The sequence below is a fragment of the Pandoraea fibrosis genome (assembly GCF_000807775.2).
GTDB lineage: Bacteria > Pseudomonadota > Gammaproteobacteria > Burkholderiales > Burkholderiaceae > Pandoraea > Pandoraea fibrosis.
Genome location: NZ_CP047385.1, coordinates 4,418,012 through 4,440,428 on the forward strand (window position 1 = coordinate 4,418,012; position 22,417 = coordinate 4,440,428).

Consider the following 22,417-nt stretch of genomic DNA (forward strand, 5'->3'; position numbering starts at 1 on the left):
GACAAGCGAACGTTGCCAGTGACCGCTATTGGAACGGCCGGTTAGATTGAAAACCGTCGTAGCCAATCCGTGCGGACGGGATTCAAATCTACGCCCGGTGATTTTTCCTTTTTCTTTTCAGCTTCAATGGGATCTGGATCGAAGTCGGTAAAAATCGACCAGTTTTGATTCAATTCCCTAACTTCTAATACCTCGCTAAGCGTTACAGCGCCTCCGCCAAAAGCCAGAAACTCCCCCGTCTTGGAATGGCTCTCATTGTTGCGTGCCAGGTAGGCCATATATGACCTTCCATTCTCATCGAGCACCTTCCAAGTTCCTTCGGGATCATCCACATAGATGACATGATCGCAGTTCGACGATAAAGAATCGTCACCCCGGGCCTGTTCCGAAACAACACCGATTGTCACGATATCAGGCGAAAGTCTTTTAGCTTCGTCGTACACCACACCGATCCCGTCCGACGTTGCCCCGGCTGCCACGCACGTGCGCGCAATTCCATGGATGTCTATCGCCCGCTTGAGCTCTTTTTGTATTTGATCATGTAGCTTCGCAGGATCTTTGTAACCGAGTCCAGAGTACCCGCTAAAGACCATCACGTGCTTTCCCTGGGTGAGTCTGTCGATATCCAATTTGATCTTATCCGTATCTCGATTTGGCTCGGACACAGATCGCACTCGTGCGATGACGGCATTACCGGAATTGCTAACTGGAAGCATCTGGTTCTCCTTTGAACAGGTTGAGGACCCCGTCTAATTTGCTTCAGAGCATTGCGTATCGCCAGAGAACTTCACCAGATGGTTCCGCCGCGGATCACGATGCTCCGTACACTTTTTTTGTCATGCTAGCGTCCAGGAGAACGCCGTTGTTGCAGAAATTAACCAGCATCGACTTCGCGAACGTAAGCATCGTGTACGCAGCAATCCCCCTCCTTGCTTCGGCCTCCATGAAACCGGTAACGCCCCAGCGCACCGATATACAAATAGGACGAGTCCGATAGAGAATTTCCTCCGTCCCAATGAGAATAGAGCGCACTTTAACGCTAGCTAACGAGAAGCACGAGGATTTCTGTGTGGACAAACAGGAGGTAAATACAGTGGCGACGATCATTGTGGAAATGCATCATTCGGATTACGAAAATATTGAGCGAGCTGCAACGCTTCTAGGATATTCAAACATCGACATGATGAAACTGTGCTCCCACTTGATCGCCAGCGCAGTGAATCGTGACGAGCAGTTCGTCAGCACGCCGATACCTCGCCACCAGAAAGACTAACTGAGACCCTCTGCCGATTGGGGTGACCGACCAGAGCCGTCGGAGACCCGCCTCAGCATCTCGGCGACAACGATATACGCTAGGACACACCCGTGGCCTCCCACGGCCATAAGAATGGAATCCTATTCGGATACAGAGTCACTACATGAATTCGAATCCACCACCCTGGCGACTGATGATCGCAGACCCGCACCCTGTTTCCATCACGGGAATAGAGAGCGCACTTTCACGTCATGACGACTTTTGCGTGGTGGGTGCAGTCACCGAAATTCGACGCATCTGTCCGACAATCGAGCGCGAAGACGTAAACGTTCTGGTGTGCTCATATGAATTCGAGTCGGATCCGCTTCCGGACGGACTCTATCTGCTGGGCAAGCTCCGTCGCGAGCACCCATCGCTTCACATTTTTGTTCTGGCGAATTTTCTACCGGGAAGCCCTCTTGCCAGATATGTGAGGCGACTGGGGGTGGCCAATTTATTCTTCAAATCCCGACTGGATTCGAACGGTCTCGTCGCCGCCATGCGATGCACGCTGTCTGGCCAGCCGCCCGTGATTGACGAGCCATTGGACCCTGAGACCTCCCCGGCATGCACTCCGCTAGCCGCACACATGAACGCGCTATCGAAATGTCAACTTGAGGTGCTCAGATATCATCTCCGCGGCTGGAGCGATCCGCACATCGCATTCCGACGGAAGCGCACGGCCAAAACCGTGAGCAATCAACGTAATCAGGCACTTCGCAAGCTCGGTTTGGCCGATGTGCACCCCTACACCCGCGACGAAGCGCTCTCGACGCTTTGGCCATGGCTGGTCGGCTAAACGGTTGGTCGTCGATTACCTCCTGACTGAGATAGGCATCAATACAGCGAAGGCACTTTCGGCGCATTGGCTTGCACCGAATGCGTCTCCTTCTGCGGCCTAGTCGAGTCGATAACGGCAAATTGCCGCCCCAAAGCACGAAGCTGGGCGGCAATGGCACAACAGGGTTTCATCGCTTTCAAGCGCTTGGGCAAGAACGCCTCCACAGGCGCAAGGATCAGCAAAGCTTTCGCAAATCCTTGGCCATCCGGCGTGCGCTCAACGACTCTCGCATCTCGCGGCAGCGCTCCAGCATTCAGCTCATGGACTAGCGCTACCGCTTAGCTACAGACTCTGCGCCGACGGCGAGAAGATGATTTTCAGCTTGCCTGTGTAACTGCCCGCACGTTTCTCCTTCGCATTGAACTCCGGCGTTTCCAGCACCAATGGCATCGGTTTGCACGTCACAGGTACCGGGATATTGGGGAGGTACACGGACCTGACTTCGGCGCTGTTTCCCCCCGGTAACCGAACCGTTTCGCCATTGTTCAGTGCGTTGCGCTGTCCGTTGTGCAGGTACGTCACGCCGTAGTCGATACGCTCCTGGGTCGATTGACCCGACGTCCCATCACGAACAACGGAAAAACTGCCCGGTACACGCTGCGATGCCGGCAAATCGTCTTTGACCGTTACATCAAACCACGAACTGTGCGAGCCGAATCCGTCGTACAGGCACATGTCAATGTTTCGATGTCCAGTTGTGCGTCCATCGCGACTGACTTGACCGGTTAAGCCGAGGTCTACCGTCGGTGTCGTCGTGTTGTGCTCCGGGAGGAAGATTTGAACGTTCTTCGTGTCCGTTACGTGCAGAGTGATTTCGGCTTCTGTTTTGGCGACTTGCTTGGACGTCCCCCACTGCATCTGTTTTAGCTTCAGATGGGCCTTCCAAATACCGCCTGAGGGCAGTTTTTTGAGTTCAGATGGAGGGATGCGTACGTCGATCTTTACCCAAGCTACGCTCCTAGTGGACATCGCACCGTGGAGTGCATTCAATTCACTACCCGTATTCTTGAATGCAGCCAACTCCAGGCTGTGGGTAGCTCGACTCCCAACCTCCGTAAACCGAAGCTTCACGGTAGGCCCAGCAGGAACGTTCCACGCTCCCTTGGTTGCACACGCCCCATACTGGTCGTCAGTATCCGAATGGCAAACCCAGTAGTTCCGCTTCCAGTTATTGTCCTCCGGCGTAGCGTCTTCTGCAGCCAACTTGTTATTCCAAAGGACCACTTCCGCCGGAGCGTCCCGTTCGAACTTCTGCTCGATCTTTTCATCCCAGTCGTGGGGAAGCAACAACCCCGCCAGCGCTCCCTGCGAGGCGAATACCAGCGCCGCCGTAAGCAGCGGCATTAATACGAATGCACGAAGAATTCTCATGTTGACCTCCGGCCATAGAGTGAAATGGGCCAGGAGCCCAGCAGACTGTATTGTTTCGTCTCCGGGGCCGTCTGTATGTCGGAGAATTCCGTGTTGTACGTTCCCGCTTCCGGCCCATCGGAATATTCATTAGCTGCGCTGTCATGCGGCGGATTGACAAGGCACTCCTGTGCGGCACCTGTCACCTGAAGCCTCGGAACGCTAAAATCGCTGAGGAATCCTGTCTGTCGAATAGCCGTCGTTGCCATCCATGCAGAAGAGGTACGCCGCCCGCGATTGCGGGCTCCTCAATCGGCTACGAGTTGCCTATCGACCACCGCGCTTGGACTTCGACAGCAAGTAGTCCAGGACTTCGGCGGTTCGTTCAGGCGTAGTGCCGACGGTCACCAGCTCGTTACCGTTGAATACGACGGCTGGCACAGCTTCGATCTTGTATTGATTTGCCAGTCGCGCGTATTCGGCCACCGCCGCTGTGGTTTGCGGCGCTTGCAAAGCCTTTTGGAACACATCGTCCGACACGCCGAAACGCTTCACGAACTCCGATTGGCTGCGACTCGTCAGCAGATAGTTCCTGTTCACCAGCACTTCTTCGAAAACCGCCGGCGTAGCGAGCGCTTCGAGTTTGAGATGTTCGAGCGCGCCATAGAGGAATGCATGGCCCTCCAGCCGATGCGAAAAGACCACCGGGATGCGACGCACCGATACGAACGCGCTGTTTCGCTTCGCCCACGCTTGCAGGGCGGGGTCCATGCGCATGCATGCCTGGCAACCGAAGTAGAAAAACTCGATGACTTCGACTTTGCCGTTCTTTGCCGCCATGCTCTTTTTCCCCGATGCCAGCACCTGGTAATCGGTGCCGGCGACGACTTTTCGTTCTCGAGCGCCCGAGGGCGCGGCATTTGAAACGAGAGCGGTACAGCTAAGCGCAAAGAGCAAACACAGTGTCTTTAGAAACATATTGATTCTCCTGTAGGGCGATACACGTTCGGGCACGTTCGGACAACACATTGGCTGTCCGAACAGCGCTCACACGAACGCTCACTCCGATTCTTCAGCAGGCGTTGTTGCACGCCTCAACATTTAACGACGGCTTACAGGCTATTCGCCTTCTTCCCGCCTTCCGACAGTACGTAACGACGGTCGAGCACTCGCTTGACGCGCGCCTGACGAGAAATTTCCGGCGGCAGCTCGCTGGCATTGGCGACTTCACAACGCACCTCGCCAACCATCATCAGCACGTCCCTCCGATCCTTCACCGCCAACGGGCACCGCATGATCGACGCGCCGTCGGCAACATACATGTCCGAGGCCTTCCGATCGAACTCCGCGACAAATCCGCCGGCATCGTCGAGCGATGCGATCGGCCCGTTCAGAATCACGCTGTCTGCCAACGGCATTCCGTCCGGAGAAAGCGCCTGCCCGACATACGTGTAGACGACCTTCGATTCCACCGTGCGAGTCGTCAGATGACCCGGGACCATAAACAGGTCGCGTCGCCCCAACCCTTCAATCACGCTCGTGGCGGCGCCTGCGGCATCGTGCCCGCCCACATCCCGCACCTCGACCGCGATGGGCGAAAACGCGGGAACAGGCATCAACACGCTTTCCCCGAAGTTCACTCGCACGCCCTGCCCGCCGGGGGCCGAAACTTCGGCCGCTGCGCCACTGGCTTCCTCGTGCCCGCCAACGCTCACCGCAAGGCCGGCCATCGGCTCACCTTGCATGCTCGCGCCACCGAACATCACACCTTGCCGACTGATCGCCACCGACGACGTATAGCTGCCGCTCAGGGACGGCGAGTTGCCAAAGTGCTTGCTGTAGCTGTTGACGATCGCACCATTGGCATTGCCATACTTGCTACCCGTGGTTCGACCGCTGACGCGTACCGCAGCGCTAGTGGTGCCCGTCCCGGACAGATCGACACCGACCTCTCGATAGGTGTTGCCTTGCCACGCCCAGTTTTGGCTGGCCGTGTAGTTCACCGCGCTCTCTTTCCGGTTCGTGCGCACGTCGACGCTACCCGACGTATAAGTCGACGCACCACCGTCTGCCGACGCCGGCTGGGCACGCGAAATCGAGACGCCGACATAAATGCCATGATCGCGCGCGCGCCCCGCGTCTTGTCGGGCGAACACACCAACCCGTGAGTTAAAGGTCACGCCTCGCCACATATCGGAGCGGGAAAATTCCGCCTGCATCGCACGCGAAATCCGGTTCCCACCGACGGGGCGTGGACGGACAAGCCACGGACGATCATTGAAGGGGGAAGATTCGTATTGCGTGGTTCCCAGGCTTTTATTGAACGTGTAGCCCAACATCGCCGACCATTTTCCCAAGGGCATCGACACCGACGCGGTCACCGTGTCGTAGGACCCTACCGTTCGATACGCGGGCGTGCCGTTCGAGCGGCCAGCCCGGACCTGATATCGATAGACGTTGAACGACACGCCGTTGCTCCATGAGATGTTTTGCGTGTTTCCGCGTGTGCCGTCCGTACCGAAGAAATAGGCGCCGCTCAGCGAGAGCACGCCGACGGGAAAGGTCTTCGTCCAGGCCAGCGACGTCTCCGAGAACAGCTTGCCACGCTGAGACGCAATGCCGCTCGTGAGCGACACATCGCCCGGCAGTGGCACGCGAACACCTGCTGCGGCCACCACGCCGGAGCGCGTGATATCGCCACGCTCCGCAGCACGGCCGACCTGAGCGAACCATTGCGTCCGCTCCGAACCGGGACCGCCGCCCGTCTTGGAGAACGGGCTACTTTGTGTGCGCACTTGCACGCCGTCCTCGAAAATGCGCAGCGTCACCAGATATGAGCCTTCCGGAAACTGGCTTGTATCGAGCGTATTGATACCGGAGCGCAAGTAGAACGAGCCCAACAGCTCATTGCCACGATAGGCGTCCACGCGCGCATCGCGCGTGAGCAGCACCGTGACGGGCGTTCCCTGCGCCGCGACGGCAGCATTGGCGTAGGCAAGCGTTGTTCCCGCGCGCACGCCGTCGAGAACCCCGGTGGGCAACATCGAAAAACCGAAGTTCCCCCCGAGGCGGCTAGCCAGGTTCCGGCTATCCATGCGCCCGATCTGGGCATAATGTTCCGCGCCCAGGTCGTGGCGATAATACAAATCGCGCATGCGCAACTCGCTGCGCACACTACGGGCGTAGCTCGTGTGCGCGAAATCCCAATTCCCGCCAATAAAACTCTTTTCGCTGAGTCCGAGCGCGCCGGTGCCCGATACGCTCAAACTACGATAATTCTTGCCGGTAGACACATTGAATGTCTGACCATGCACCAGTGCATTCTGTGTCGAAGCGGTAATTTCGTGAAACTGGTTATCGATTGTCTTCTGCCGAATCCACTCCGGCGAAACGAACAGATTGAGTACGCCATTGCTCTCGTCATAAATGACGGCAGCCGTTTTCGTCTCAACATACGAACAGCTCGCGCTCTGCCCCTGGCACGTCAAGTGACTGTTGCGGGGCATGATGGTGGTCAGAGAATCCGCCAGCGGCTCGCCGAAATGTTCGACATCGACAAAGTCCACAATCGCCCGCATCAGACGTTCCGGTTCTTCGATGCGCACCGTATCCGGTGTGACGTGAACACGAAACAATCCAAGCGTGCGTCCCAGAAACTTGACTTCGACCCGCTCCTCGGCACCCTCGACGATCTCTTCGAACCCGCTGGGCACGCGCGCGAGCGCCTGTACAGGCATCGCGATGTCGTACACCGACATCGCGCCCAAACACGCCAGCAGAGATTTTCGAAAAGGGAACGTAGGCACGGTCTATATCGAAGTCGTTAAAAAATGGGATGGAGTAATGCAAAAAAATTGGGGGAGCTTTACCTCCCCCCAAAAGAAGATTCGCGTAGAGAAGCTTCTTAGCTGTTGGACCCAGCGGCCTGCGTCACGATCAGGCGTACCGGACCGCTATACAGACCCGCCGTCGCAATCGTGCCTGCTGTTTTGGGCTCGATGCTGAACGTCAGCTTCTTCGATGCTTTGCTGTCCTTGTCCTGGAAAAGCTCGGTGGCGGCCAGCTTGGTGCCAGTCAACTTCAGCGGCGTCCCGTCAACCTTCACCTGCAGCGGAATCGCCACTGCGCTGGTATCCATCGTGTGGGTCAGCTGCGGCTCGGCCTGCAAGCGAATCTCGATGTCCTTCGTCGTTTCGTTCGAGAAGATCTTGGCGTCGAAGGTCTGCGCACGGAGCCCCGTACCCGGGATGTGCTCCAACTTCAGGTTGCTGGGCAGGGCCGAACCATCGGCGGCAAGCAGTTCCACGGTCGGGTCGATCTGGGCCGTAACGGTGATTTCCTTTTCAACAGCAAAAGCCGAGAACGAGATGAGTGCAGCGGCAGCGACCGGAGCAATTTTCAGAAACATAATGATTTGAAGTCCTAAATTTAATGAAATAGACGAGCCATCGGAACAGGATTTCCTTTAGGCTCCAGGCATCTCCACGGTACTGCTGCGCACGGTGTTTTGTTGAACATCAGCAGAACCGTCGAGGCGATACTTGAGCTGCCATACGGGCTTGGTGACCGAATGTGGAAGCTCCCACGTTTGACCGGGGTAGACGCTGCGTTCTACCGACTTCCAGTCGCACTTGGCATCGGACGCATCCGACTCGCATGCCCCAGCTTCGAGCACGGCGAGACGAACGTTTCCGGTATTCTTGAGCGTCTTGCCCGAAACCGTCATTGACGGCGAGCGCACGCTTGGCAACACGCGAACCAACGGCGCCCATACGAGCGCGAAATCCACGTTACTTGCGATCTTTTCAGTGGGTCCGCGCTCCTCGTCGGCTTCAGGGGCGACCGGCTCGAAATTGACCCGGTACAGCTCCTCTTTCGCTGGCGTACCCAGCGCAATGACGCGCACGAGACGAGATCCCCCGGCAGGCAAGGCAAATTTACTCGGCGAGACGGTCACGGCCGCCTCCCCCGAACGTGGCGCGTCTTCTTCCGTTTCCTGCGCCGTCGCGGGATTGATGACGCGCTTGACCACCACCTTGACGTATTGCGTGGCGTCGGAGCGGGAGTGCACACGAAGTTGCGCAGCGCTCGAGACCTTCGTGTCGATAGCGCTGCTCATCGGCGAGACAAGCATGTTCGCTTGCGCTGTCGAGCAAAGCGTCGACAGCGTGAACAACGAAGCACCAATAAGAGCATTCGCCACGGGGGTTTTAGCGATAGAGATCAACATGATTTCCAAGTTTGCAAAAAATGGCTGACTCGGAAATGTCATTGATCAATAAGCAGCCACCGCTAATGAAGCCTTGCAGTAGTCAAAAATGACGAATGTCCGAGGACTCGCGACGAGATGTGCAAAGCAAACAAAGAGAACAAAGCAAACCGGTTCTGTCTGCGTTCGCGCTGCAACAACTCACAAGCAAGGATTATGGTCAATACCATTTACACCCGATATCGGACACTTCCTATTTTTTGGGAATGTCCCTATCGGAGTGCGTTTTTGCGAAGCGAGGGAAGAAAAACGGGGGGGAAAAGCGGGGATTCGGGAACATTTCGACGCCGGAGCGCCATGTATGTCGGATTATTCTGATTTGGAGCGCTTGCAAACAGTGAAGCCCCCATTGCCTGGGGGCTCCACTGGGGAACGCTCAATACTTACGGCACTTTCCTCCGATTCACCGGGTTCATTTGCAACTGATCGACCAAGGTATCAACGTCGGCAATCAGACTTCGCAATCCTCGCGCGAATTCGCTGATCGGCCGCCAGTCAGCGCTTTCAAATCGTTCGATCAAGTGGGCCGCGGGTGACGCGCCCAACACCAGCAAGGCGCCTTTGATGCGATGTAATCTCGCATGAACTGCCTTGACGTCTCCGTTGACCATCATCGATTCAAGCGCGACCTTATCCTTCTCCCAGTCACTCGCGAAGAGTGCCGCCAGACGCTTCCTGTCCTCGAACTGCTTTACGAACGTATTCGTGGCGCCTGCGCCTTCGGAGGGAACGGGAAGGCTCAATGCATTGGCAACATCGTCCAGGCTGGAGGGCTTCAGGATGACATCGTCAAACAGGGAACGCGCTTCCTTGCTGATTGTCACGTCCGCCGTACACAGCACAACCTTCGTTCTGTTCTTGCGCGCCTTCAATTCCCTCGCCAGCTCAAGACCGCTCTTGCCGGGAAGATTCAGATCGGTCATGACAACGTCGAACGCTTTCGCTGAAAACCGTTCGAGCGCGGCCTCCGCCGTATCGACCAGCTCTACGCTACGAATTCCCAGAACGGAGAGTTGGTCCTGAATCAGTTGGATGCAAATCCGATCGTCCTCCACGACCAGAACACTCAACTTCGCCGCCGCATCGGAAACCGCAGGCGAACCGCCGTTGTGACCGACGGACGCAACGCTTGCCTGCCCGGAGACCAACGCGTCAATGGTCGATTTGAGCAGTTCTCCGCTGTAGGCCGTGACAGCAACCGCTCCATTCTGTGCGATAGGAACCATTGGCCCATCCAGCGAGACCACGACATGGTGCAGCCCGGGCATGGAGACCTGGACCATCTGATCCGCACGTTCGCATGCATCGACGAACACCCAACCCTCGCCGGCCTCGACGCTCGATATGGCACTTGGCCGCTCCAGCTCGCTGATCTGCGCCTTCGGATACCAGCTTTTCAACTGTTTCGATAAATACTGCATCCAAAGGATGTTCTGGCAACGAATCAGGAAATCGGGCGACGGCCCCGGGACGGGGTCGACAGTTTCGACGTCTCCCCTTTTCAATGGCAGTCTTACGGTGAAGATCGATCCCGAGCCAAGTTCGCTCTCGACATGTATGTCTCCTCCCATCCGCTCGACAATGGCATGACACAGGGCAAGTCCCAGTCCGCTTCCGGCGCGCGCGCCCCGGTGCTCGAGACTTCCTTGCGCAAAGGGGGCAAAGATCTTCTCGAGATCCTCCTCGGCAATCCCCTTGCCCGAATCGGCAACACTGAACACCAGGTCGCCGCCTTCGTTCAACGTCAAGGTAACGGCAATCGAACCCCGCTCGGTGAACTTCACCGCATTGCCGAGCAAATTCATCACCACCTGCGACAATCTTGTCGAGTCGCAGTGCCAGATCCCTCGCGCCTCGGGCTGGATCAGACACAGAAGCCGGACACCGACGAGCTGGGACTCGGCCGCGAACGTCCGTGCCGCCTGCTCCACGATGCGATCGGGATGCGCGGGGGCCTCGAGCAGCGTCAGTTCGCCGGCTTCGGATTTGGAGAAATCCAGTACGTCATTGATGAGCGACAAGAGCGACGAGAAAGAATCTTGCGCGACAGACAACCGCGCCAGCTGCTCGGGGTTCAACCCCATTCTGCCCAACAGTTCCAGATTGCCCAGCGCGCCATGAAGCGGTGTGCGAATCTCGTGGCTCATCGTTGCGAGAAACATCCCCTTCTCTCGACTCTCGGCTTCGGCTCGTGCACGGGAGGCGATCAACCTGCGCTCGATCTCCTTGCGCTTCGCAAGGTCGACCATCCCCAGAACGAATACGTTTCGGCCCTGATATTTCGCTTGGGCATAGGCGACTTCGATATCGGGACTCATCTCGAAACGCCGGATCACACCCTCGTCCCGCGTGATCATGGCGTGCTGCCGCGCAAGTTCGCCGACCCGCTTGAAGAGATCCCCCTCAGTCACTTCCGCCGTGGCTTGGGCTTGCTGCTTGAGGAGTTTCGCCTCGGCATTCTGGACAAGGACCTTCCCGCTATCGCGGTCCGTGACCACCAGACTGACCGGGGCCACCTGAATGGCTGACCGGATGAACGCCTCGCTTTCGAGCAAGCTCTGCAAATGCGCATCGGCCGGCAGAAGGATCGATTTCCGTATCCAATAGGCCCCCGCCCCGACAAAGGCGCAGCCGAGGAGCATCGAGACAAGGAGAATGGCCAACTCCTTCCCCACACCCGCCACAAGGTCTGACCAACGGTATGCGTACACCGCGACCCAGTTCGGCCCCGGGACTCGCTGATAGAGAAAAAAACTGCCTTCCTGGAAGACGCGTTTGGGACGCTCGCTGGCATCGATATAGATCCATGGCATCCGGGAGATGATGGAGGCCCATTCCCGCTCCTGAGGGTTCTCTCCGTCCAGGCCTAACAGCCGCTGCAAACGACACGCCACCACGAAGAAGTGAGGATCTCCCTCATCGTGCAAAAAGAACTGATTGAACTTGGAGCAGGGGATCGAGGAAACCACGGTCGCGACGCGTCGTCCCTCCCGATAGATGGATGACGCGTAGTAAGTCGTGAGCAATTGGGAGACAGGGTCTTTCGATACCGTTACCCAAGCGACATCGCCGCCTTTGCCGGCCTGTTCGCTGGCGAGTACCGCGTCCTCCACAATTTTGACCCGAGCACCGACCACGGTTTCGACGGGCACATTGGCATCGGCGACCAAATGCTCTGGCTCACCGCCGTCGGGTGGCAAGGAGGCAAAGAATTTGAGATCCGGTGTGTAGATAAACCCTTGCGAAACAGCCAGCGAATGATCCTCGCGTGCTACCGGAAACGTCGAAGCATAACGTGACAGTTCCAGGAGGCGCGCCAACCGGCCGGCATCTCCGGGTTCGGTCAGCGTCGTCAGCACGGAAAAGTAGGACGGGGGGCCCTCATTAAGAATGGGCAGCCGAACTTCCCCACGGGCAAACTCCCGCTGGAGCTCCTGAACCTGCGTGGTGTCTACCTTGAAGTGCCGCAGCGAAAAGCGTGCCGTGTCGGCCAACTGCACCAGACTGACTTGGAGGTGATCAACCTCCTCCTTCAATGACTCTCGATAGGAGGCAAATCGCTGCGCAAACTCTTCATGCTGGCGAGAAATAAGAACAAACGCCGTTACGCACCCGCTCACTACGATGAAGAGAAGCGCTGCGAAGGTCGACACCAGAAACAGTTTGCGGGCGTAGTTCAATCGCAAAATTCTGGTTGCCGGCTCTTGCGCGAGATCTGTATCCCCCATCATCGACCCCGGTAAGTTACCCAAAGTTTTCAACGTATATCCGGAACAAATCGGCATCGGAGCGGACACCCAGCTTATGCATCGCCCTCAATTTCTGCGTACTGATCGTCTTGACGCTTCTGTTCGTATGGACGGCAATCTCGGTGACGCTCATCCCTCTGCCGAACAGACGAAACACCTCCAGCTCGCGTTCGGACAGGGCCTCGAGCGACGTCGCAGTCTGGTCGGTGTTCTGTAGCATCTCCGCTGAGGTCGCCGCATCCATGAACTTCCCGCCGGCCAGCACATTTCTGATGATCGTCGGCAGCCGCGCAATGTCCTCGCTCGATTTTCTCAGGAAGCCGGTGACCCCCACATCCATGACACGTCGCACGAACGAGGTGATGTCCTGATGTGCCGTGAGAACAATAATGGCGACGTCCGGGAATTGGCGCTTGAGTCGCTTGAACAAGCTCAATCCGTCAGGTTCGGTATCCGACTCGAATGAATAATCGCAAACCAGAACATCGCATGGGTGCGCTTTCAGGCACGAGATCAAGTCTGAAATAGTCAACGCTATCGCGACCACCTGGATATCCGCCTCCGCGCTCAAAATGGCTTTCACGCCTTCGGCAACGACGAGATGGTCATCCGCGATGATAACGTTGATATGCCTACCGGATTGGCCCGTTCGATGTATTGGAGTATTCACGGTATTTTTCCATGTGGTGTTTATCTTCGATAGACGTCACCATTGCTCGATGCTTTACCCGCAGCGCGCCGCTGCTATACCGCGCTGCTACACCAAAGGCTCGAGAATGTGCGCCATGACAAACTGAAGTGCCGCCGCAACAAGGCTCGACGCTTCCATATTCATTCCGTGGCCATCAGATTACACCATTCCTGATGAGCCCCATATGCAGGAAGGCGCCTGGCTCCTGGGCGATTTTCCCCCAACACTTAATGATGTTTTGCGCACCGAGACGTCGTCGCGAGAGAGCGTCGAACGTCGTCCCCATCGGAGCGCCGGCATCAATGAGAACGCGTGAGTGCTTTTCGTTGACCGTTCTCAGCATAGGGGCCTGAATTGTTCAGCTTCCCGGCAAATAGGTATATCGGAATATTCTGCTTTTTGGGGTGCGATCGGCAAATTCCGATGACTTGCCCCGCCACACAATGCATCTTGCGCACATTTCCGGTCGCGCCACTCGTGCTTCGTGGACAAGCACAACTGGCACCGCGCAACACCTACTGACTTAGTGGCGCCCAACCCGAGAACGGCGGATCGCAACAACAACAAAGCACGTCCGCATTCTAGTTTGCGATCCCCAACTCCGGCAGAAATACGTGCCAGTGCAAGCTCGCCCGCCTCCATGACATCTCTTTCGCTTCAAGCGATAAGGTTCAATATACCAGTAGAGGGTTTCCGCAAAAAAAATAGGAGTCGTCTGACATCCCCCTATCCGTGAATATTGAATCCTGTTCTTTCGTTTACCAAAGAGAGAGGGGTAGATGATAAGAGCTGATTATGATGCCAGCATACTTAAAACCATCAACGACATGTATCGCACCAACTTCATCAATACTGAAGCCCCATACATGCTCAATCACCCGACGCAAGAGGCGAGCATATTGGTCGGTGAATTCACTAATATCGGAGCCGCTACCTATACGACTGGCCCATCCAAGATATTCAACGCTGTGAACGCCTTAATTTTGGTGAACCAGGTTTCCTATGCTCTTGCCTGCATCACCAACCTGATTGACGCCAAGTTGGGGACATCGGAAGCCAGTCGAATGTTGTTAACCAACGCAAACATCACGTGCACGAGGATGATCGGAGATGCTTCCTGCAAGACCTTCATATTCGAAAGCCAATCTTCAGAAATTGACGTTTCTGGCCGAAAGCAATTTAATGGAAAAATGGATATTTCCGAGGGGGCTTTTGTCGTTGACGTACAAGGAATCATAACAAGCACCAATAAGCACGCCCTTCCCGTGGCTTCAGGTATGGGTTAGCGACGACGCTATCAACCGACGACCTTGCCTCGATGAGGTAAGCGGCCCACTCCACTCCCCGAGTGCGTTTAGAGCGCTCGGGGCACAAAGGGGCAGCACGACCGCTTTCCAAAAGAGTTCGGATGTGCGGCGGCACAAGGCTGCCGGATGGCCATCTCGAATGACGTTGGAAACGTGGCAACGAACTTAACCCATTGCGTGCAAGATTTCCCGATGGAGATCGAACAAGTCAGCCCGAAAAGCGGGAAGAGGACATACAGCGACGGCGCTGCATTGGACGCGCCAGATCGAAGAAGAGAGCGAGAAGCTCAAGCGGGCGGCAGAGAGGCTGAGCCTGGGCGGGACGGTGCTTCAGGACATGCTGTCAAATGCGCTGATGCCGTCCCGCAAGCGCACGCCTATTGACGAGTTGCTCGAGCGCTACCGGATAAACGTGACCATGGCGCGCGCTACTTGCAAGGGAAGCCAAAATTGCGGTGTCTCCATCCCCCCCTCTCCGCAGGCCTTTCCTCGTGCAAGGCAAGAAACGCCCTATGCCACGCGGCAAGCAGTGTTTCTTACACTACTAACAGTCCATTTTTACTACAAACAATAAGAAAGTATTTTTCTTCTTTTTTAGTGAGCCACGCCTTCAACTCTGTGTCTACCCGACGCTATAGACGGCAAGCAATAAAAAATACCCTGATAGCTATTTTTTACGGCCTGGCTTACGCCGACTTTCCGCCAATCCTCCAAGCATCTCTCTTCTTAGACTCCAGATCATAGATAGCATCCACAAGGCCGTTGATTTTATTTTTAATCATCAACTTAGCGTCCGCCACATTGATCTCGCCCTTAGAACATCCCAGATTCATAGCCGCCTCCTTACACTCCAACTTGTATCGACGCTGAAACAGGATGCTCTTTACCCCATCCCCCCCACACCCAACTTTAAAATGTCCATTTTTCAATCTTACGATGGATTTGTCGTCGTTACATTGCGACAGACCGGTAATCTCTGACAAGCGAGAAAATTCTCGTTGAATCTTTCCTTCAGCCTCGAAAATAAGCTTATCAAATTTAGCGACGGCGCGCTGCACGCTTACCATATCGCCCTTCAGCTTACTTTGATCTTGACTCAATAAATCCTTATTTACCGAGAAATTCCCCATCGCATTCTGTCGATAGGCATTGATTGAAATCAGCGACATTAATACTCCTTAACTCGAAATTTATTAGGAAGGGAAGGGGGATAGTGCCGATGAATTCGATCGTGCAACGATGTTCGAGATGTCAGAGGACAACGTCTTTGCATATACCCTCCGATTTCGTTGCTGCCACTGGGCAGCTTTCCGTGTGGCCACGACGGCATGGCGAAGCTCACTCGCCATCGCGCCGGTTTCGATCCAACTTAGCCTCCCACTTCACGCCAGATGGTAAAAGCGTTCGATCTTTCGCATTTTCATATTTTGACCGCTCGCAAGCCTATTCAATCAAGCAGGAGCTTTGTCCATACGTCGATTTCGACCAGATCGATCTATCTCCCCAGCGACAACGTCACGCCAGCAAGAATGAGGAGACACTCGGAACCGTGCACGAGGCGATTTCACAGCGCTTAGCCAATGGCGTCTGCACTTGAGCGTGGGCGATGGCCGTTACCGATTATTGGGGGTGGCTTACAACGGAGGCAGCCGACAAGCTCGTCCAAGGTACGCGGAGGGGTCGCCTTTGATCATGCTGAGGACGGGGCTTTCTTGGCGAGCTCGGCGAGCTTGGCGAGCTTGGCCTCGCCCCGCGGCGTCAGCCCACCGGATGCACAGACGTATGGCCTTAGTACAAATATAGACACGTTGTGCTTCTTGGCAAACCTGCGGACGCTGCCCCGCTTTGCTATTTGCTTCTTGTTGAGCGCCTTCCATTGCTCCAACGTGGCTTGGGTCACCGGATTTCTCTTATGCCTGTAGACTCGATCCTTGCCCTCGGGGCTTAACCCACCGTATTCGCGGGCATATACCAATAGCGCTTTAACGCATACGTTATGCTTCTCGGCGAAACCGCTGAGCCCGCCCACATCCATAATTTGCTCCCTGCTGAGATTTTCCCATTCCACCAACATGGCGTTGGTCAGCGGAGCTCTCTCATCCTTGTGGAGCCGATCGTTACCGTGCTGACTCAGCCCACCGGATACACGAGCATATGCCATTAGTGCCTCAAAGCGCACGTTGTGCTTCTTGGCAAAACCGCGCAGTCCCCCCTCGTTGTCCCTTTGCTCCTTGCTGAGATTCTCCCATTCCTCTAACATGGCGTCGCTCACCTCCTTCTTCTTCTGCCTGCCAAGCCTCTCCTCGCCCCGCGGCGTCAGCCCACCGGATGCACAGACGTATTTCCTTAGGGTTTCCCAAGCCACGTTGTACTTCCTGGCAAGTCCTTCGATACCACCCTCGTTTTCAATGTGCTCCCCACTGAGCGCTTTGCATTTCATCAACAAGGCGTCGGTCACCTTCTCGTACCTGCGAGTCCTTTGTCGAGGGATTTTGGCCGGGGTCGGCATTAACATAGCCTCCCGTCTATCACGTGAATCCTGGGACGTTGGACGCTTTCTTGCTCCGCCGTTCCAGGTGATCTCCTGTGTTGCAAGGAAGGTCGGTCGTTGGATGGGGCTCGACGACGCCATGTCGGGTCTCCACGTGCCTTGCACCGCTTGCCGAATGATCTCTGGCGTTTCGGGAGGCTGTGGTCGTTGGGCAGAGCTCGACAGCTCGCCGGGTTCCCACTCGCCCTGCAACACTTGCCGAATGATCTCTGGCGTTTCGGGAGGCTGTGGTCGCTGGACGGGGCTCGACGGCATGCCGGATTCCCAACCGCCCTGCAACACTTGCTGAATGATCTCTGGCGTTTCAGGAGGCTGTGGTCGTTGGATGGGGCTCGACGGCATGCCGGATTCCCAACCGCCCTGCAACACTTGCTGAATGATCTCTGGCGTTTCGGGAGGCTGTGGTCGTTGGACGGGGCTCGACGACGCCATGCCGGGTCTCCACAGGCCCAGCACCGCTTGCCGAATGATGTCTGGCGTCTCTGGGCGCGGCGGTCGCTGGACGGGGCTCGACGCCATGCCGGACTCGCACGTATTCAAGCGCTCCCATCGAATGACTGGCAGAGTTTGACCTGAATCGGGATCAAGGCCGAGCGATTCAATCAACTGTGAATTTGAGGATAGGTCGAGGCGAGCTCGCATGTCGACCGAGGCGCCACTGCCAACACCGATACAGTCTGACGTCCAAGTACGCGCTCGGTGACGAGGATCAGCCCCCGTTGCATTGGCATAGAGAAAAGGCGAGGTGCTGACGCAGGACGGAATAGAGAGTTTCATTAACATTCACCTTTGTGCACGACTATTAGGCGCTAACGAGCGACTCGGGCTCCTCCGTACAAGTGCAGCGAGGCGTGGCCTGCGCGATACGGATAACTCACTTGGCGAAACCCGGAATCCCAACAATCGCCTCCAGGGAGGGCAACTTACCACTCACCGGCCTTTCCAATTTTGTTTTTTTGCTCATCTACCCCGGGCCTCATCCAACAGAGAAAACAGCTCCGGCGGATTCAGTCGGTTACCGTGGCATTTCGAAAAACGCCGTGTCGAAACACGATCCAAGCAAATGGGATCGCGGGAGCTGTGTCGTCGAAGTCGATATGAAAAACGGGCGCTTCATCGCGCCCATCAACACAAGAAACTCCCCCACGAAACCCGACGTGCCCGGCATGCCCACATTCGCCATCGAGAACAGCATCGTGAACGCAGCGAAGCGCGGCATCGTCGCCGCCACACCCCCATAGCCATCGATCGACGCGCTGCCCGTACGGTCGTACAACATCCCTGTGCGCAGCAACATGGCTCCCGAGACGATGCCATATGAAATCATCTGCATCACCGCGCCATCGGTGCCCATTTCCGAGAAGAGAAACAGCCCCAGCGCGACCAGACTCGCGTAAATCACGGCGATCAACAGCGACAACGTCAAGCAAGAAAGAGAAGACACTCGGAACCGTGCACGAGGCGATTCCACAGCGCTTAGCCAGTGGCGTCTGCACTTGAGCGTGGGCGATGGCCGTTACCGATTATTGGGGGTGGCTTACAACGGAGGCAGCCGACAAGCTCGTCCAAGGTACGCGGAGGGGTCGCCTTTGATCATGCTGAGGACGGGTCTTTCTTGGCGAGCTTGGCGAGCTTGGCCTTGCCACGCGGCGTCAGCCCACCGGATGCACAGACGTATTGCCTTAGTACAAATATAGACACGTTGTGCTTATTGGCAAACCTGCGGACGCTGCCCCGCTTTGCTATTTGCTTCTTGTTGAGCGCCTTCCATTGCTCCAACGTGGCTTTGGTCACCGGATTTTTCTTATGCCTGTAGACCCGATCCTTGCCCTCGGGGCTTAACCCACCGTATTCGCGGGCATATACCGATAGCTTTTTAACGCTTACGTTATGCTTCTCGGCGAAACCGCTGAGCCCGCCCACATCCATAATTTGCTCCCTGCTGAGATTTTCCCATTCCACCAGCATGGCGTTGGTCAGCGGAGCTCTCTCATCCTTGTGGAGCCGATCGTCACCGCGCTGATTCAGCCCACCGGATACAAGAGCATATGCCGATAGCGCCTCAAAGCGCACGTTGTGCTTCTTGGCAAAACCGCGCAGTCCCCCCTCGTTGTCCCTTTGCTCCTGGCTGAGATTTTCCCATTCCTTCAACATGGCGTCGCTCACCTCCTTCTTCTTGTGCCTGTCAAGCCTCTCCTGGCCAGGCGATTTCAGCCCACCGGATACACAGACGTATTTCCTTAGGGTTTCCCAAGCCACGTTGTACTTCCTGGCAAGTCCTGCGATACCACCCTCATTTTCAATTTGCTCCCCACTGAGTGCTTTGCATTTCATCAACAAGGCGTCGGTCACCTTCTCGTACTTGCGAGACGTGCGAGTCCTTTGTCGAGGGATTTTGGCCGGGGTCGGCATTAACATAGCCTCCCGCCTATCACTTGAATCCTGGGACGTTGGACGCTTTCTTGCTCCGCCGCTCCAGGTGATCTCCTGTGCTGCAAGGAAGGTCGGTCGTTGGATGGGGTTCGACGACGCCATGTCGGGTCTCCACGTGCCTTGCACCGCTTGCCGAATGATGTCTGGCGTTTCGGGAGGCTGTGGTCGTTGGACGGGGCTCGACGGCTCGCCGGGTTCCCACGTGGCCTGCAACACTTGCTGAATGATCTCTGGCGTTTCGGGAGGCTGTGGTCGTTGGACGGGGCTCGACGGCATGCCGGATTCCCAATCGCCCTGCAACACCTGCTGAATGATCTCTGGCGTTTCGGGAGGCTGTGGTCGCTGGACGGGGCTCGACGGCATGCCGGATTCCCAACCGCCCTGCAACACCTGCTGAATGATCTCTGGCGTTTCGGGAGGCTGTGGTCGTTGGACAAGGCTCGACGACGCCATGCCGGGTCTCCACATGCCCAGCACCGCTTGCCGAATGATGTCTGGCGTCTCTGGGCGCGGCGGTCGCTGGAGGGGGCTCGACGCCATGCCGGACTCGCACGTATTCAAGCGCTCCCATCGAATGACTGGCAGAGTTTGGCCTGAATCGGGATCAAGGCCGAGCGATTCAATCGACTGTGGATTTGAGGATAGGTCGAAGCGAGCTCGCATGTCGACCGAGGCGCCAATGCCGACACCGATACAGTCTGACGTCCAAGTACGCGCTCGGTGACGAGGATCAGCCCCCATTGCATTGGCATAGAGAAAAGGCGAGGTGCTGACGCAGGACGGTATAGAGAGTTTCATTAATATTCACCTTTGTGCACGACTGTTAGGCGCTAACGAGCGACTCGGGCTCCTCCGTACAAGTGCAGCGAGGCGTGGCCTGCGCAATACGGATAACTCTCTTGGCGAAACCCGGAATCCCAACGATCGCCTCCAGGGAGGGCAACTTATCACTCACCGGCCTTTCCAATTTTGTTTTTTTGCTCATCTAGCCCTGGCCTCATCCAACAGAGAAAACAGCTCCGGCGGATTCAGTCGGTTACCGTGGCGTTTCGAAGAACGCCGTGTCAGCAAATGGGATGGCGGGAGCTGTGTCGTCGAAGTCGATATGAAAAACGGGCGCTTCATCGCGCCCGTTTTTCATGATTCATCTCACACCGATCAAGCACGATCAGGCGTCAGGCCCTGTGCCCTTCACCTTCGCCGCAGCGTGCCCTGCGGCATCGCCATGCCGACGCCCGGCAATCTCGCTACTGCCCGGATCGCCCGCTGGCAGACGATGACTCTCGATGTCCTGCACGACCTGAATCGCCGTCGCATCGATACCATCCGTGAGCGGCTTCGGATCGAGACCGATGCCGAGCACCATCACCGCCATGGCACCAAGCAGCGCAAACTCGCGACGGCTCACATCCTTGAGCAACGCCACTCGCGCGTTGCCCACCCGACCGAAAATCACACGCTTGTACATCCACAACGTATAGGCCGCACTGAGCACCAACGTCAGCGACGCCAAGGCACCGATCCAGAAATTCGCCTTGATCGCGCCCATCAATACGAGAAACTCCCCCACGAATCCCGACGTGCCCGGCATGCCCACATTCGCCATCGAGAACAGCATCGTGAACGCAGCGAAGCGCGGCATCGTCGCCGCCACCCCACCATAGCCATCGATCGACGCGCTGCCGGTACGGTCGTACAACATCCCCGTGCACAGCAACATGGCTCCCGAGACGATGCCATACGAAATCATCTGCATCACCGCGCCGTCGGTGCCCATTTCCGAGAAGAGAAACAGCCCCAGCGTGACCAGGCCCATATGGGCAACCGCCGAGTAGGCGAGCAACTTGCGCAGATCCGTCTGTACCAGCGCGACCAGACTCGCGTAAATCACGGCGATCAACGACAACACCACCATCAATGGCGCCAGAAAGTGGCTCGCGTCCGGCAACAGCGGCAGATTGAATCGAAGCAGCCCATAGCCACCAAGCTTGAGCATGCCCAGCATCACGGCAGCCCCGGTCGGGCCATCGAGATGTACCTCAGGCAACCAGGTATGCACAGGCCACATCGGCACCTTGACCGAGAACGCCCCGAGAAAACCGATGAACAACATCACCTGCACGGCCAGCGGCAGATGCAGCGTCTGCCAGCGCGCAATGTCGAAGCTCTGTGTCTGCATGTACAGATAGAGCATCGAGAGCAACATCATCAGCGAGCCGGTCAGCGAGAAGAAGAAAAACTTCACGGCCGCATGGGTGCGATTGGCACGTCCGTACACACCGATCAGCAGGTACAAGGGCAGCAGCGTCGCTTCGAAGAACACGAAGAACAACATGCCGTCCTGCGCAGTGAACACGCCCTGCATCAAGCCAGACAGCACCAGAAAGCTGCCGAAGTATGAGCTCATGCGCGTCGCCACGGCGCGCCACGACGCCAACACCACGATGATGGTCGTCACGCCAGTCAATGCGACAAGCCACAAGGAAATACCGTCGATGCCCACATGCCAGGAGGCATCGAACGATTCGATCCAGCGAAAGCGCTCCACGAACTGAAGACTCGACACGTGCGTTCGAAAGCCCTGCACCAGCGGCACGATGGGTAACGCCGACATCACGGCGGCGGCGAGCGATGCCCACCGAACGGTATTGGGATGACGATCCTGGCCGAGCAGCATGACGAGCACGCCAGCCACGATAGGAAGCCAGATGAGAAGGGACAGGATGGGGAACATTGGGGGGGTCCTGATGTGCTGCAACAAAAATCCAGTGCGAACGCACCATTTCGACGCAACCAGGGACGAACCTATCCCGCACACATCGCATGTCGCGATGCGCGCAAATCAAGGCAGATCAATGCCTGCGGGAGGGGACGCCAGGCGCGAGGGCGTCAACGAAGGTCGCAAGCATACGCGCCTCGAAAACATTTTGCA

The 22,417-nt window shown here is 56.7% G+C and carries 15 protein-coding genes and 1 pseudogene; 3 read left to right on the plus strand and 13 right to left on the minus strand.

From position 1 onward, the window contains the following. Window positions 1-41: 41 nt before the first annotated feature. Complete coding sequence (locus PI93_RS19550; protein ID WP_039369449.1) at window positions 42-716, minus strand: hypothetical protein; 675 nt, start codon at window positions 714-716, stop codon at window positions 42-44. A 353-nt stretch (window positions 717-1,069) separates the two neighbouring features. Here PI93_RS19550 and PI93_RS19555 point away from each other — a divergent pair, with 353 nt between their 5' ends. Both PI93_RS19555 and PI93_RS19560 read left to right on the plus strand, forming a co-directional pair. After that, a complete protein-coding gene (locus PI93_RS19555) occupies window positions 1,070-1,273 on the plus strand; it encodes a hypothetical protein (RefSeq protein ID WP_144400474.1) in 204 nt (67 codons plus the stop codon). A gap of 145 nt (window positions 1,274-1,418) precedes the next feature. Continuing rightward, window positions 1,419-2,093, plus strand: a complete 675-nt coding sequence (locus tag PI93_RS19560; RefSeq protein WP_144400473.1) for a response regulator transcription factor — start codon at window positions 1,419-1,421, stop codon at window positions 2,091-2,093. Window positions 2,094-2,417: 324 nt separating this feature from the next. Here the strand turns inward: PI93_RS19560 and PI93_RS19565 are convergent, their stop codons facing one another. The 7 genes from PI93_RS19565 to PI93_RS19595 all read right to left on the minus strand — a co-directional run bounded on the left by PI93_RS19565 (window position 2,418) and on the right by PI93_RS19595 (window position 13,173). Further along, window positions 2,418-3,506, minus strand: coding sequence for a CfaE/CblD family pilus tip adhesin (locus PI93_RS19565; RefSeq protein ID WP_080759145.1), 1,089 nt, complete (start codon window positions 3,504-3,506; stop codon window positions 2,418-2,420). Between the two features lie 306 nt (window positions 3,507-3,812). Further along, entirely contained in the window at window positions 3,813-4,499 is a 687-nt protein-coding gene (locus PI93_RS19570; RefSeq protein ID WP_158453301.1) for a thiol:disulfide interchange protein DsbA/DsbL, read from the minus strand. Window positions 4,500-4,597: 98 nt separating this feature from the next. Next, window positions 4,598-7,291, minus strand: coding sequence for a TcfC E-set like domain-containing protein (locus tag PI93_RS19575; RefSeq protein ID WP_039369458.1), 2,694 nt, complete (start codon window positions 7,289-7,291; stop codon window positions 4,598-4,600). A 98-nt stretch (window positions 7,292-7,389) separates the two neighbouring features. Beyond that, window positions 7,390-7,893, minus strand: a complete 504-nt coding sequence (locus PI93_RS19580; protein ID WP_052240608.1) for a CS1 type fimbrial major subunit — start codon at window positions 7,891-7,893, stop codon at window positions 7,390-7,392. A 57-nt stretch (window positions 7,894-7,950) separates the two neighbouring features. Continuing rightward, complete coding sequence (locus PI93_RS19585) at window positions 7,951-8,757, minus strand: fimbria/pilus periplasmic chaperone (RefSeq protein WP_144400471.1); 807 nt, start codon at window positions 8,755-8,757, stop codon at window positions 7,951-7,953. Between the two features lie 380 nt (window positions 8,758-9,137). Next, entirely contained in the window at window positions 9,138-12,515 is a 3,378-nt protein-coding gene (locus tag PI93_RS19590; protein ID WP_158453300.1) for an ATP-binding protein, read from the minus strand. Continuing rightward, entirely contained in the window at window positions 12,499-13,173 is a 675-nt protein-coding gene (locus tag PI93_RS19595; RefSeq protein WP_052240609.1) for a response regulator transcription factor, read from the minus strand. Before PI93_RS19595 ends, PI93_RS19590 begins: the two co-directional genes overlap by 17 nt. Before the next feature lie 800 nt (window positions 13,174-13,973). Between PI93_RS19595 and PI93_RS19600 the strand changes: the two genes are divergently transcribed. Further along, the gene (locus PI93_RS19600) at window positions 13,974-14,480 is read left to right on the plus strand and encodes a hypothetical protein (protein WP_039369470.1); all 507 of its coding nucleotides are present in this window, start codon (window positions 13,974-13,976) and stop codon (window positions 14,478-14,480) included. Between the two features lie 707 nt (window positions 14,481-15,187). Here the strand turns inward: PI93_RS19600 and PI93_RS19605 are convergent. The 5 genes and pseudogenes from PI93_RS19605 to PI93_RS19625 form a co-directional block, all read right to left on the minus strand. Next, window positions 15,188-15,670, minus strand: a complete 483-nt coding sequence (locus tag PI93_RS19605) for a hypothetical protein (RefSeq protein ID WP_039369473.1) — start codon at window positions 15,668-15,670, stop codon at window positions 15,188-15,190. Window positions 15,671-16,191: 521 nt separating this feature from the next. Beyond that, window positions 16,192-17,133 carry a hypothetical protein gene (locus tag PI93_RS19610; RefSeq protein WP_144400469.1) on the minus strand — a complete coding sequence of 314 codons (942 nt, stop codon included), beginning with the start codon at window positions 17,131-17,133 and terminating at the stop codon, window positions 16,192-16,194. 1,015 nt (window positions 17,134-18,148) lie between these two features. Next, window positions 18,149-18,457 (minus strand): annotated as a pseudogene (locus PI93_RS19615) (proton-conducting transporter transmembrane domain-containing protein); the annotation flags it as partial. 188 nt (window positions 18,458-18,645) lie between these two features. Beyond that, window positions 18,646-19,938: a hypothetical protein gene (locus PI93_RS19620; protein WP_039369483.1), complete on the minus strand. Its 1,293-nt coding sequence runs from the start codon at window positions 19,936-19,938 to the stop codon at window positions 18,646-18,648. Window positions 19,939-20,653: 715 nt separating this feature from the next. Beyond that, window positions 20,654-22,219, minus strand: a complete 1,566-nt coding sequence (locus tag PI93_RS19625) for a complex I subunit 4 family protein (RefSeq protein WP_039369486.1) — start codon at window positions 22,217-22,219, stop codon at window positions 20,654-20,656. Window positions 22,220-22,417: the final 198 nt, after the last annotated feature.

What these genes read in the sequence shown, in the direction of transcription:
- PI93_RS19550 (WP_039369449.1), bottom strand. Translation starts at nt 716, where the DNA reads ATGCTTCCAGTTAGCAATTCCGGTAATGCCGTCATCGCACGAGTGCGA.
- PI93_RS19620 (WP_039369483.1), bottom strand. Translation starts at nt 19,938, where the DNA reads ATGGCGTCGTCGAGCCTTGTCCAACGACCACAGCCTCCCGAAACGCCA.
- PI93_RS19565 (WP_080759145.1), bottom strand. Translation starts at nt 3,506, where the DNA reads ATGAGAATTCTTCGTGCATTCGTATTAATGCCGCTGCTTACGGCGGCG.
- PI93_RS19585 (WP_144400471.1), bottom strand. Translation starts at nt 8,757, where the DNA reads ATGACATTTCCGAGTCAGCCATTTTTTGCAAACTTGGAAATCATGTTG.
- PI93_RS19625 (WP_039369486.1), bottom strand. Translation starts at nt 22,219, where the DNA reads ATGTTCCCCATCCTGTCCCTTCTCATCTGGCTTCCTATCGTGGCTGGC.
- PI93_RS19605 (WP_039369473.1), bottom strand. Translation starts at nt 15,670, where the DNA reads ATGTCGCTGATTTCAATCAATGCCTATCGACAGAATGCGATGGGGAAT.
- PI93_RS19600 (WP_039369470.1), top strand. Translation starts at nt 13,974, where the DNA reads ATGATAAGAGCTGATTATGATGCCAGCATACTTAAAACCATCAACGAC.
- PI93_RS19610 (WP_144400469.1), bottom strand. Translation starts at nt 17,133, where the DNA reads ATGGCGTCGTCGAGCCCCATCCAACGACCGACCTTCCTTGCAACACAG.
- PI93_RS19580 (WP_052240608.1), bottom strand. Translation starts at nt 7,893, where the DNA reads ATGTTTCTGAAAATTGCTCCGGTCGCTGCCGCTGCACTCATCTCGTTC.
- PI93_RS19560 (WP_144400473.1), top strand. Translation starts at nt 1,419, where the DNA reads ATGAATTCGAATCCACCACCCTGGCGACTGATGATCGCAGACCCGCAC.